Genomic DNA, 12903 nt, shown 5'->3' on the forward strand with positions numbered 1-12903 from the left:
GACACGCCGGTCAGGTACGCAGGTACGAGGCGCCGTTCATGTCCAGGACGGCGCCGCTCGCCCACTCCGCCTCCGGTGAGGCGAGCCAGACCACCGCAGCGGCGATCTCCTCCGGGCGGGCGATCCGGTTGAACGGGCTCTGCGCACGCGTCTGCTCACCGCGCTCCCCCATCAGCACCGGCCGGGCCATCTCCGTCTCGACGAAACCAGGCGCGACGGTCGCCACCCCGATGCCGTGCGGCGCGAGCGCCTTCGCGATCGACTGCCCGAACGCGTTCAGCCCCGCCTTGCTCGCACCGTACGCGGGCGCGGCCGGCTCACCGCGGAACGCGCCGCGGGACGAGACGTTGACGATGCGCGCGTCGGCCCGCTCGCGCAGGTGCTGCACCGCACACCAGGTGACGTTCGCCGCACCCAACAGGTTGGTGCCGACGACGCTCGCCCACGCGGCACACCACTCGTCGTAGCCCGCGCTCTCGACCGGCGACTGGATCATCACCCCGGCGTTGTTCACCAGCACGTCCAGGCCGCCGAGGCCCGCTGCGGCCTCGTCCACCATGCGGCGCGCCGCCTGCGGATCGCCGACGTCTGCCTGCACCACCAGGTGCCCCTCGCCCGGCAGCTCCTGCCGCACCTGCTCGGCGAGCTCGGGGTTCCCGCGGTGATGCACCGCCACCCGGTCACCGCGCTCCGCGAACGCCGCCGCCACCGCACGACCGATGCCCCTCGAGGCACCCGTCACCAACACTGCCCGACCCGTCATTGGCTGCTCCTATCCCGGCTACGCGGGCACATTACCGGCCCGCGGTAGAGTCGACGACGATTCGCGTGTGCCCGACCGATGGGAGCCGAACGTCTCCTCATGACCGAGTCGCTGCTCCCCGAAGCAACCGACGAGCCCCCGCGCCTCGGCGGCCCGCTGCCGGCGAGGACACCGGAGATCGGCGCGCTGAACCTGCTGCTCGGCGTCGCACGCTTCGGCAGCCTGGGCCGTGCGGCGAAGGAGCACGGCATCTCGCAGCCGGCCGCCGGTTCCCGCATCCGCCACCTCGAGGGGCTGCTCGGCCTGCCGCTGATCGAGCGTTCCGCGCACGGCTCGAAGCTCACCGCGGAGGGCGCGGTCGTCGCCGACTGGGCCAAACGGGTGGTCAGTGCGGCGATCTCGCTGGACGCCGGGGTGGCGGCGCTGCGCGCGAAGCACGAGGGCCGGCTGCGGATAGCGGCCAGCATGACCACCGCGGAGTACCTGGTGCCGCACTGGCTGGCGGAGCTGCACGGCCGGCGGCCCGACACCACCGTCGCGCTGCGCGTCGCGAACTCCACGGAGGTGGCCCGCCTGGTGCTCACCGACCGCGCCGACCTCGGCTTCGTGGAGAGCCCCGACCTCCCGGCCGGGCTGCACGAGCGGACGGTGGCCCGCGACCGGCTCGCGGTCGTCGTCGCGCCCGGGCACCCGTGGACCCGCAGGCGCCGGCCGATCCCGGCGAGCGAGCTCGCCGGCACGCCGCTGGTGCAGCGCGAACCCGGCTCGGGCACCCGCGACACCCTGGAGGCGATGCTCGCTCTGTACGCGCCGATCGTGGGGCCGCTGGTCGAGCTCTCGTCGACCACCGCCATCAAGGCCGCCGTCGAGGAGGGCCTCGGACCCGCCGTGTTGAGCTCGCTCGCGGTCGCCGAGGAGCTCGCCGACGGCCGGCTGCGCGCGATCGAGATCGACGGCGTCGAGCTGAACCGCAAGCTCCGGGTGATCTGGCCCGCCGGCCGTCGCCTCACCGGCCTGCTCCGCGACGTCGTCGCCGTCGCCATGGGCGGCGCCAACCCGCAGCACCCGGGTTAGCCGTTACGTGACGCTCAGCGGGAGCGGGCGGCGGACCACGTTGCGGCGCATCACCGGCAGCGCCTCCGCGACCCTGCGCAGCTCCACCGCCGACGCCGAGTCTGGGGCGTCGAGCACGGCTGGCACACCTCGGTCGCCGGCCTCGCGCAGCTCTACGGACAACGACACCTGGCCGCACAGCTCCGCGTCCAGCTGTTCGGCGAGCAGCTGGCCACCCCCTGAGCCGAACACCTCGCTGTGCGCGCCGCAGTCCTTGCACACGGCGGCGGACATGTTCTCCACCACCCCGGCGATCGGCATGCCGGACTCCTTCGCCAGCTTGCCCACCCGGGACGCGACCGAACGCGCGGCGACCTGCGGCGTGGTGACCGCGAGCAGCGCGGCGTCCGGCAGCAGCTCGAGCACCGAGAGCGTGATGTCGCCGGTGCCGGGTGGCAGGTCGACGAGCAGCACCTCGACGTCGCCCCAGTAGACGTCGGCGATGAACTGCTCCAGCGCCTTGTGCAGCATCGGGCCGCGCCACGCGACCGGCTGGTCGTCCTCGACGAAGAACCCGATGGACATCAACGCCACGTCGTACGCGGTGACCGGGAGCATGACGCCCTCGAACGCGATCGGGGCACGCCGCACGCCGAACAGCTGCGGCATCGAGTAACCCCACACGTCCGCGTCGAGCACACCGACCCGCTTGCCCTGCCGGGCCAGCGCCGCCGCGACGTTCGCCGTGACGGTGGACTTGCCGACCCCGCCCTTGCCGCTGGCCACCGCGTACACCGCAGGGCCGCCGCCGAGCGCGGAGTGCAGCGGACGCTGCGTCGAGCGCAGCTTCTCCCCCACGGCCGCACGCTGCCTGTTGTCCATGGTGTCCAGCCGGACGTCGACGCCGGCGACCTCGTCGACCGACGCCGCCGCCTGCGTTACGGCAGCCCGGATCTCGTCGGCCAGCGGACAGTTCATCGTGGTGAGCCGCACCGCGACCGTCACCTGCCCGCGCCTGTCCACCGACACGTCGTGCACCATGTCGAGCTCGCCGAGCGACATGCCGATCTCCGGGTCGGGCACCGCAGCGACCGCGGCCCGCACCCGGTCGACGTCGACGGCTCTGCGCCGCAGCCCGAGGCTCATTGCTCGACCCGGAACGCGCGCCGCTTCGGCTTCACCGGGCGCATCATGAACTCCGGCCGCCGCTGGCCGTCAGGACCCGTGCGCGGCTGCGCCTCGGCCATCCACTCCTGGTACGCCGCCCACGACTGCTGCGTGTCCACGTACACGTCGCCGTACTGGTCGCCTGACTTGGCGGGTTCGACCCGCACCTTCTGCAGCCAGCAGTGCATGCCCGACCACGGGTCCGGCTGCACGCCGAACGCGAGATTCTGGTGCACGCCGGGGTCGGACCACCAGATCCGCGACGAGTCCGGGTCGTCGGACTCGAACGGTTCCACGCCGCCCTTGTACCGCAGCAGCCAGGAGTCCTCGCCGTCCGGGTGCGTGATGTCCACCAGGCCGGAGACCCACCGGCTGCCCTCGGCGTCGTGCAGCCGCCACCGCCCCATGTGGTGCGAGAGCGCGCACACGCCTGGCCTGATGCCTTCTGTGACCCATACCCGGCCGACGAGGTACCCGATCGCGGTGTTGATCCGCACCAGGTCGTCGGTCTTCAGCCCGTTGCGTTGCGCGTCGCGGGTGTTCATCCACACCGGGTGCGAGTTGGAGATCTCGTTGAGGTACTTCGCGTTGCCGGACCTGGTGTGGATCAGCGTCGGCAGCCGGAACGTCGGCACGAGCACCAGCTCGCCGCGCTCGAGGTCGATCTTGCTCCGCGCGACGTGCGAGCTGATGTAGCCAGGCGTCGCGTGCTCCTCCCACCCGAAGTCGCGCATCATGGTGGAGTACACCTCGAGCCTGCGCGACGGGGTCAGCCAGCCGGCGCTGACCGTGCCGTCCTCGTGCTGCACGCCGACCGCGCCCGCCTCGCCGATCAGCGGCGGCACCGAGTCTTCGGTCGTCGGCTTGCGCAGCACGCCGTCGGCGTCCGGCTCTGCGCCGTCGAGCTCGGCCTCGCTCAGCTGCCGCTCGTCCTGACGGTACAGGTCGGTGGCCACCTCGACCACGCCGTACTTGCGCATGTACTCCAGCGGCGTCCTGCCCTCGGCCTCGGCTTTGTCCGGCAGACCCGGCACCTGGTTCTCGAACACCCACCGGTAGTACTCGTCGACGGTGACCTTCTCGCCCGGCCGGTACGGGGACTCGAAGTGCCTACGGATACCGAGCGAGCCGTCCGGGTCGATCCGCCACGACAGCTCGATCCAGAACTCGTTCTCCTCCCAGACCTCGCCCGGGTTGACGTCTCTCGTGTCGTCGAACTCCTTGCCCAGCTTCTCCATCGCCACCCGACGTACGGGCTGGCGGAACCCGAGCCAGCGCCCGGAGTGCGTCTCGTACGAGTGCGTGTCGTGCCGCTCGGTCGAGTGGCCGGTCGGCAGCACGTAGTCGGCGAACTCGGCGGTCTCCGACCAGTTGGGCGTGAGCGCGACGTGCACGCCGACCTTGTCCTCGTCCGACAGGGTGCGCATCCAGGTGAACCCGTCCGGGTACGTCCAGATCGGGTTGAACACCCGGCTGAAGTAGACGTCCAGCTTGCCGCGGCCCTCCTGCAGGAAGTGCGGCAGCAGGATGGACATCTCGTTCGTAGCAGTGGGGAACTCCGGCGGCCAGGCCAGCTCGTTCCAGTGGTCGTGCGCGCCCGGCATGTCCGGGCCGTGCGGGATGAACTTGTTCCAGCCGTTGGGGCTGGTGCCGCCCTCGGTGCCGATCGAGCCGGTGAGTGCGAGCACGAACCACAGCGCGCGGGCGACCTGCCAGCCGCCGTAGTTGCCGGCACACGCCGAGCGCCAGACGTGGGACGCGAGCCGGTGGTCGGAGTCTGCGACCAGCTCGGCCAGCTCCTGGATCCGCTCGACGGGCACCTGCGCTTCCTCGGCGGCGAACTCGAACGTGTAGTCGGCGTAGTCGGCCTCCAGCCGGTCGAGGAACGCCTCGAACGTCGGCTCTGCGTCCGGGTGCCGCTCGGTGAGGTAGGTACGCCAGTTCAGCCAGCGGCGCAGGAACGCCTCGTCGATCCTCCTCGTGCGCAACAGGTGCGAGGCCACCGCGAGCAGGATCGCCGCCTCACTGCCGGGCCACGGCGCGATCCAGACGTCGGCGTGGCTCGCGGTGTTCGACATCCGCGGGTCCATCACGACGAGCTTCGCGCCGGACTGCTTGCCCTCCATGATGCGCTGCGCGTGTGGGTTGAAGTAGTGCCCGGTCTCCAGGTGGCTGGACAGCAGCAGGATGACCTTCGCCTTGGCGTGGTCGGGCGACGGCCGGTCGTAGCCACCCCACAGCGTCATGCCGAACCGCGCACCCGAGGAGCAGACGTTGGTGTGGCTGTTGTGCCCGTCGACACCCCAGGCCCCGAGGAACCGCTCCGCGAAGCCGTCTTCGCCCGGCCGACCGACGTGGTACATGACCTCTTCGTGCCGGTCCTCTTGGATCGCCGTCCTGATCCGCCCTGCGATGTCGTCGAGGGCGTCGTCCCAGCTGACCTGCTCCCAGCCGCCGCCACCACGCTTCCCCGTACGCCGCAACGGGTGCAGGATCCGCTCCGGGTCGTTGATCTGGTTGACCGTTGCCGGGCCCTTCGCGCAGTTGCGGCCGCGCGAGCCGGGGTGCGCGGGGTTGCCCTCGACCTTCTTGACCGAGAGGTCCTCCTTGTCGACGTACGCGAGCAGGCCGCAGGCGGACTCGCAGTTGAAGCACGTCGTGGGGATCAGCATGTACTTGCGCGGCACCTTGCGCGGATGTGCCTTCGCGTCGTACTCGACGTGGTTGTCCCAGTCTTCCGGTGGCGGGAAGTTGCGCAGGTGCTCGTGCGTGCGCGCGCCGGGCAGCAGCTCTGTCACGGAAACTCCTTCAGGACAGTGGGACGTCTTGGCCGGCACGGACGAACACGCTCTCGTACGCGAGCAGCGCGAACTGCACCAGCAGGCCGGCGACGATGGGCAGCGCGAGCGCACCGGTCCAGCCGGCCGCGGCAAGCGCGACGGACAGCACCGCGGCGCCTAGCCCGCTCCAGAACAGCTTCGCGTAGCGGCCGCGCAGCACCATGTGTGCGGCAGCGGCGGCGTTCTTCGTCGGATGACGGCCGTAGTACTCGAGCAGCAGCATGGCCACGTGGCCCACGGTCGCCAGCGCGAACGTACGCACGAGGAACGTGATCGCGTCGGTCTCTAGGCCGAACGCCCCGGCGAACACCACCATCGCGCCGCCGCCGGTGGCGAGCGCCTGCACGATCAGGTGCCAGAACAGCAGCGGCGACTGCCAGAGGTCGCGTCCTTCCGCCTGGCCGAACAGGAAGCCCGTGTAGCCGGTCATCAGCACCGCGCCGGCGAGCGTCGGCACGGCGAGCCAGGTCCGTGCGGTGGCGGCGCCACCGGCGCCGATCGCGCCCGCCGCGGCGAGTATCGCCACGAACAGCCACAGCGCGAACAGCGCCGACCCGACGGCGAGCACGACGGCCCCCCAGAACAGCCACGACCGTAGGTTCGGCTTGGTGAAGATGTAGAAGAAGCGCTCCGGCCGCTTCAGGTCCCACACCAGGAGCCCGCCGGTGGTCGCGGCGCCGACCAGCCCGAGCACCGGCGCGACCACGTCACCGAGGCCGCCGAGCTCCAGACCGACCAGGTGCGCGATGACGGCGAGCAGCATGGCGCCCGCGCCGACGGCCTTCGTCCACAGGTACGTGGTGACCCGCCAGCCCCACGGCCGCGGGTGCGCGGTGTTCAGCGTCGTCGTGGCGTGCTCACGCGAGTCGCGCACCAGGTCGCCGGCCACCTCGGCTGTGTGCGCGTCGGGAGTCGAATAGAGGTAGCCGTTGTCCGCGGGTGCCTCGAGCGGGTCGAGCACCGCACGGTCGGCGCCCAGGTAGAAGACGTTCGGCCCGGTCTGCTGCTCCGGCGCCCGTACGGCGGTCGGGTGGCTGTCGATCAGCCGGGAGATGCCGCTGTCTTTGTCGTCCAGGTCACCGACCCAGATCGAGTGCGTCGGGCAGACCACCACGCACGCCGGCTCGTACCCGTTGTCGACCCGGTGCGCGCAGAAGTTGCACTTCGCGGCGGTCTTCGTGTCCTCGTCGATGTAGATCGCGTCGTACGGGCACGCCTGCAGGCAGCTCTTGCAGCCGATGCAGTTGTCACCGTCGAAGTCGACGATGCCGTCGTCGCGGGTGAACAGCGCCCCGGTGGGGCAGATCTTCACGCACGGCGCATCGGTGCAGTGGTTGCACCGCATGACCGCGAAGTCCCTGGTAGACGTCGGGAACTCGCCGCGGTCGACGTACTTCACCCACGTACGGAACTGCCCGACAGGTACCTCGTGCTCGGTCTTGCAGGCCACCGTGCAGGCATGACAGCCGATGCACGTCCTCTGGTCGATCGCGAACCCATAGCGCACTGGGAAACCTCCTGGTCAGAGGTTAGGCCAACACGCACCGCTACGACCCCAAAGGGCGACCTGCCGGGCCCAAAGCTCAGCTTTGGGCCCGGCAGGTCAACAGCGTCACTCGTCGCGGGCCACCAGGCAGATGTCCGGCTGGTCGCACCAGATGCCGTCGACCCCTGCGTCCAGGTACTCCTTCTGCTCGGCGATCGCCCGGCCGAAGTCGGCGGGGGAATCGCCGGTGCGGTAGTCCGCCGGCAGGAACTCGTTCTCCGCGCGGAAGGTGTACGGCATCACCTGGATACCGGCGTCGTGCGCGTCATCCACGAGCGACGTCGGCTCGCCCAGTGTGTCGTCGTCGTTCCACGGGATGACCTGGCGCTTCTCCGGCCCCAGGATGTCCACGAACGCCGCGAGCTTGCGCAGCTCCTCCGGCTGCAGCAGGTCCTCGTACGTGCGCGGGTCGCCGGACTCGACGAAGTCGTACGGCTGCCCGGACGCCGAGGTGTTGAACACCGCGGGGATACGCAGCCCCCAGTCCTCACGCAGCTCGCGCAGGTTGGTCACCTCGAACGACTGCACCACCGTGCGCGACTTCTCCGAGTCGAGCTTGTTGGCGCGCAGGTCCTTCACGAACGGGCTCTCCAGGTCGAGGTCGATCGACTTGAAGTAGGTCGAGTGCTTCAGCTCGGGCAGCAGGCCGATGGGGCGCCCCAGCTCGTTCTGCAGCCGCTTCCTGATGTCGATGACCTCCTGGAAGGTCAGCACCTCGTAGCGGCCGTCGTAGATGGTGTTCTCCTGCCGGATGTCGGGGATCCGCTCGACCGCCCGCAGTGTCTTCAGCTCGGCGAGCGTGAAGTCCTCGGTGAACCAGCCGGTGATCTCCCGGCCGTCGATGGTCTTCGTCGTCTCCCGGTCCGCGAACTCGGGGCGTTCCGCGACGTCGGTGGTGCCGGAGATCTCGTTCTCGTGGCGTGCGACCAGCACGTGGTCCTTGGTGGCGACCAGGTCCGGCTCGATGTAGTCGGCGCCCATCCGCGCCGCCAGCTCGTACGACGCCACGGTGTGCTCCGGCCGGTAACCGGACGCACCGCGGTGCCCGAGCACCAACGGTTTCGCCTCCTCCTTCGCCGGCGCCGCCGACTGCTGCGACGTGGCGAGCAGGCCGCGTCCACCCACGATGCCACCTACCATCACTGCGAGTACCGCCAGCAGCACCAGCCAGGTCCATGGTGCCGGCCGGACGCGCCCGGCGTTCGTCAGTTCGTCCATCGCCAACCCTCCCACCGATCCGGCGGACGGCAGCCGCCGGAGTCAAGAAACGGCAACGGCGAGCCAAACGTACCCGGACGACGACCAGGCGAACGGGAGATGAGACATAGCGGTCCCCTCGGTAACCACGATCGCCGCGCGTAACGGGTCACCGCCCGCATACTGGTGTCATGACATCGCGTGTCGAGGACGTCGCGGACGAGCTGTACGGACTGCACCCGAGCCAGTTCACAGCGACCAGGGACCAACGGGCGAAAGAGGCGGCCGCCGCCGGCGACAAGGTGGCCGCGAAGGCGATCCGCGCGCTGCGGCGGCCGTCCACGAGCGCCTGGCTGTGCAACATGCTGCAGCGACACCGGCAGGCGGAGATCGCCGAGCTGGCGGAGCTCGGCGAGGCCCTGCGCGGCGCGCAGGCCACCCTCGCCGGCGAGGAGCTGCGGGAGCTCGCCCAACGGCGGCGCCGGTTCGTCGACGACCTGCGCGCGCAGGCACGTACGGTGGCCGCGGAGCTCGAGCACCCGGCCAGCGAGACCGTGCTCACCGAGGTCGAGCAGACGGTGCAGACCGCGCTCATCGAGCCGGACGCGGCCGCGGCGCTGCTCGCCGGGCGGCTCACCACTGCGCTGCAACCGGACGCCAGCGCGATGTTCGGCCTCCCGGCCGCGGCGCCGGCAGCCGCAGACACCGGCGCGCCACCGGCGGACTTCCAGCTGGCGAAGGCGCGGAAGGAGTACGACAGGGCGACCCGGTTCGTCCACGACGCCGAGCAGCAGGCCGCCACGTGCCGCCGCGAGATCAGCGCCGCCGAGCACCGGCTCACCGAGGCGATCGCACGTCACGAGGAGCTGGTCGCGGCGCTCGAGGAGGCCGAGCGCGACCGGACGGCCGCCGAGCGGCGCGTCGCTGCCGCCGAGGAGGCGGCCACGGCCGCGGACGACGCCGTCGACCAGGCGCGCACGAAGGCGAAGCAGGCGAAGGCCCACCTCGACACCCTGACGCAGTAGAACCGCCGGCGAGGGACACAAGTCCCTACCCAGGAACTTGACATGTGAGTAGCGTGGGCGGGTGCCCGACGTGATCAAGGTTTTCCTGCTGGACGACCACGAGGTCGTGCGGCAGGGAGTGCGTGCGCTGCTCGCCGAGGAACCCGACATCGAGGTCGTCGGTGAGGCGGGGAACGCGTCGCAGGCTCTCGCCCGCGTCCCCGCGCTCGCGCCGGACGTCGCGATCCTCGACGTCCGGCTGCCGGACGGCAACGGCGTGGAGATCTGCCGGGAACTGCGCGACCGGCTCCCCTCGCTCGCCTGCATCATGCTCACCTCGTTCGCCGACGACGACGCGCTGCTGCAGGCCGTCATGGCCGGCGCCGCCGGCTACCTGTTGAAGGAGGTGCGCGGCACCCGGATCGTGGACGCCGTCCGTACGGCGGCCAAGGGCCAGTCGCTGCTCGCCCCCGCCGCCACCGCCCAGCTGCTGAACCGGATCCGCGCCGACGCCGCCAAGCAGGACCCGCTCAACGCGCTGAGCCGACAGGAGCGACAGGTGCTCGAGCTGATCGGCGAGGGGCTCACGAACCGCGAGATCGGCAGCCGGTTGTTCCTGGCGGAGAAGACCGTCAAGAACTACATCTCCAACATCTTCGTCAAGCTCGGCATCCAACGCCGCACCCAGGCCGCCATCCTCGCCACCCGGCTCCGCGTCGACCGCGGACACCTACCCGAGCGATAGCGCCTGCCGGAGGAACGCGAGCTCCAGGTGGGGCAGGTTCGCCACCAGGTCCTCGTCGGACGGCCGATGCCCCTGGCCGGGCAGCAACAGCGTGCTGTGCGGCTTGCCAGCCGCCGTCAACGCCGCGGACAACCGCAACGTGTGCAGGCTCCACACGTTCGTGTCCAGCAAGCCGTGGACGAGCAGCAGTGGTCTGGACAGGTTCGCCGCGTACGGCAGCAACGAGCTCTCCCGGTAACCCGCCGGCTGGTCGGCGAGCTGCCCGGCGAACCGCTCCTTCCACCGCGCGTCGTACATCCGCTGGTCGGTCACCGGCGCACCGGCGACCGCCGCGTGGAACGTCTCCGGCCGGTGCAGCACCGCCGCGGCGGCGAGGTGGCCGCTGAAGCTCCAGCCACGGATGGCCACCCGGTCGAGGTCGAGATCGCCGTCCCGCTCGGCCACCGCGTGCAGCGCGTCGACCTGGTCGTCGAGTACGGGCCGGAGGATGTCACCGTGCACCGCGCGTTAGAACAGCGGTCCGCGGCCAGGCGTGCCGCGCCCGTCCGGGGTCAGCACGACGAAGCCGTGCTCGGCGAACCACTGCGACAGCAGGTAGTGCCACGAACGGCACGCCAACACCACCTGCAGCGCGGGACCGGCATACGGGTTGATCAGCACCGGCAACTGTCCCGCACCCGGCTCGTGCCAGGACGGCCGGAAGACCGCGGTCCGCTGCTCACGCGCACCCGCGCGGACCAGCTCGACCCGCAGCTCGAGCTTCGGCGCCTCCGCCTCGGCCGCCAGGGCCCGACCGTCGACCGACGTGCGTTGCCCGTCCCAGGTGCGACTCTCGAGCACGGTGGTACCGGCTCGGCGCTGCCCGTCGTGCACACCGCTGCCCGCACTGAGCCGGCGCAGCGTGCCGTCGTACGCGTAGACGTGCATCTCCGTGGGGTCGTCCTGCGCAACGAATGTGACGGTGTCGTCGGACGCGGTGACGTGCCGCACCTGCAGGCCGGGTGGCGTGACGTACGCGCCGTCGACGAGCAACCGGTACGTGTCGGTGTCGTGGTCGCGCTCGACCCAGACGACCTCCCCGGCCGCCGTGCGCGCCGGAACCCCGGCAGGCACCGTCACCCAGGCGCGGTCGGTGACTTCGCGGACCACCGAGGTGGCGCCTGTCTGCGGCGCCACCTCGAGCAGCTGCACGCGGCGTTGGTCCCGGCTCTGCACGGCGAGCAGCGGGTTGCCGTGCTGCCACTCGACCCGCACGAGGTACTCGAAGGCGTCGCGGTCCCACTGCACCTCGCGTGCCGTGCCATCCAGCCCGACCAGCTGCAGCGTCACGTCCGCACCGGCCGCCCCCACCGCGGCATACCGGCAGCGGCGTGGTTCCACGTCCGGCTGCGCCGGATCGGCCAGGTGCAGGACCGGCAGCGGGCTCTCGTCCACGCGGAGGGCGAGCAGCCGTTGGCCGTCGGGCGCCCACCAGAAGCCGCGGCCGCCTTCGACCGCCGTCCACGCCGCGAACTCCGCGAGCCCGATGCTGACGTCCGGCCCTTCCGGCTCGACGAGCACGGCGTCGTTCGTACCGTCCACGTCCACCAGCCGCAGCGCGCGCTCACGTACGTACGCCACCTTCGCGCCGCCGGGGTCGAGGCACGCACCCGTGGCGTCCGGCACCGACAGCGGCCACAGGTCGCCGCTGTCGAGGTCGGCGACCGACACCCGTTGCCCCGCCGTCACGACCGCCAGGCTCGACCGTAGGTCGGCCCGGTAGCCGTCGGCCGGCGCGACGCGACGGGTGGTTTCCGGGTTCTGGCACACATTTCGTGATGCTGGTGTTGCGCGTGTTGCCGATGAGACGGCCTTGGTAGGCATGATCATGGCGGCCATGTGACCGTGGAAGCCTTCGTGTCCTGCTAACGCACTTGGCTGGTGTCGTGATCGAAGAGATCACCCGGTTGGTTGACGGCTTTGTCGAGATCCGCGCGCGAGTCCGTGCCAGGGGCAGCTTCCTGTCCGGGCTGTGGTGAACGGTCGAGTCGTGTCCATAGCCGGTACGAGCGCGTTCTTTCGGACGCCGCGATCGGTAGCCAGCGGGTGCGGATCCGGTTGCGAGTACGGCGATTCCTCTGCACCGTGGCGCGTGCGCGCGCCGGACGTTCGTCGAGCAGGTCGAGGAGCTGACCGTCCGGTATGGCCGGCGCAGCATGCTGCTGCACCGGGTACTGGAGGCGATCGGCGTGGCGCTCGCGGGCCGTGCGGGCGCGCGACTCGCCGAGCGGGTCGGTGTTGCGGTGAGTCGGACGACGCTGCTACGCATGGTGCGTGCCCTGCCCGAGCACTCGTCATCGGGTGATGATAACAGCGGTGGGGGTCGACGACTTCGCGCTGCGCCGCAGATACGTCTACGGCACTGTGCTGGTCGACATGGGCTCTCACTGTGAGCAATCAGGTAATTCGGTTTTGGCGCAATTTCCGTGATGGCCGGTTACGCGAGTAGGACGCGTTTGCGGAGGAGGTCGAATTTCGCGCGGCCGTACATCTGTCGTTTGATTATCTTGATGCGGTTCACGTGTCCTTCGGTGCGGCCGTTGTTATGG

General features: G+C 70.7%; 11 protein-coding genes. 4 read left to right on the plus strand and 7 right to left on the minus strand.

Going from position 1 to position 12903, the window contains the following annotated elements:
- Nucleotides 1-10 precede the first annotated feature (10 nt).
- Entirely contained in the window at nt 11-763 is a 753-nt protein-coding gene (locus tag GEV07_16600) for an SDR family oxidoreductase (GenBank protein MQA04269.1), read from the minus strand.
- A 99-nt stretch (nt 764-862) separates the two neighbouring features.
- Between GEV07_16600 and GEV07_16605 the strand changes: the two genes are divergently transcribed.
- Complete coding sequence (locus GEV07_16605) at nt 863-1837, plus strand: LysR family transcriptional regulator (GenBank protein MQA04270.1); 975 nt, start codon at nt 863-865, stop codon at nt 1835-1837.
- Between the two features lie 3 nt (nt 1838-1840).
- Here the strand turns inward: GEV07_16605 and GEV07_16610 are convergent, their stop codons facing one another.
- The 4 genes from GEV07_16610 to GEV07_16625 form a co-directional block, all read right to left on the minus strand.
- Nucleotides 1841-2962 carry a P-loop NTPase gene (locus GEV07_16610; protein MQA04271.1) on the minus strand — a complete coding sequence of 374 codons (1122 nt, stop codon included), beginning with the start codon at nt 2960-2962 and terminating at the stop codon, nt 1841-1843.
- A complete protein-coding gene (locus GEV07_16615) occupies nt 2959-5781 on the minus strand; it encodes a molybdopterin-dependent oxidoreductase (protein ID MQA04272.1) in 2823 nt (940 codons plus the stop codon). The genes GEV07_16610 and GEV07_16615 overlap by 4 nt, the downstream gene beginning before the upstream one ends.
- 10 nt (nt 5782-5791) lie before the next feature.
- Complete coding sequence (locus GEV07_16620; protein MQA04273.1) at nt 5792-7330, minus strand: 4Fe-4S dicluster domain-containing protein; 1539 nt, start codon at nt 7328-7330, stop codon at nt 5792-5794.
- Between the two features lie 105 nt (nt 7331-7435).
- The gene (locus GEV07_16625; GenBank protein MQA04274.1) at nt 7436-8509 is read right to left on the minus strand and encodes a glycerophosphodiester phosphodiesterase; all 1074 of its coding nucleotides are present in this window, start codon (nt 8507-8509) and stop codon (nt 7436-7438) included.
- Between the two features lie 248 nt (nt 8510-8757).
- Here GEV07_16625 and GEV07_16630 point away from each other — a divergent pair, with 248 nt between their 5' ends.
- Nucleotides 8758-9591, plus strand: coding sequence for a hypothetical protein (locus GEV07_16630; GenBank protein ID MQA04275.1), 834 nt, complete (start codon nt 8758-8760; stop codon nt 9589-9591).
- Between the two features lie 70 nt (nt 9592-9661).
- Nucleotides 9662-10315, plus strand: coding sequence for a response regulator (locus GEV07_16635; protein ID MQA04276.1), 654 nt, complete (start codon nt 9662-9664; stop codon nt 10313-10315).
- Here GEV07_16635 and GEV07_16640 read toward each other — a convergent pair.
- A complete protein-coding gene (locus GEV07_16640; GenBank protein ID MQA04277.1) occupies nt 10301-10816 on the minus strand; it encodes a prolyl oligopeptidase family serine peptidase in 516 nt (171 codons plus the stop codon). The two genes, GEV07_16635 and GEV07_16640, sit on opposite strands and share 15 nt — an antisense overlap.
- Nucleotides 10817-10822: 6 nt before the next feature.
- Nucleotides 10823-12193, minus strand: coding sequence for a hypothetical protein (locus tag GEV07_16645; GenBank protein MQA04278.1), 1371 nt, complete (start codon nt 12191-12193; stop codon nt 10823-10825).
- A gap of 72 nt (nt 12194-12265) precedes the next feature.
- Between GEV07_16645 and GEV07_16650 the strand changes: the two genes are divergently transcribed.
- Nucleotides 12266-12487 carry a hypothetical protein gene (locus GEV07_16650; GenBank protein MQA04279.1) on the plus strand — a complete coding sequence of 74 codons (222 nt, stop codon included), beginning with the start codon at nt 12266-12268 and terminating at the stop codon, nt 12485-12487.
- The last annotated feature ends 416 nt before the right edge of the window (nt 12488-12903 follow it).

This window comes from Streptosporangiales bacterium, from assembly GCA_009379825.1.
GTDB lineage: Bacteria > Actinomycetota > Actinomycetes > Streptosporangiales > WHST01 > WHST01.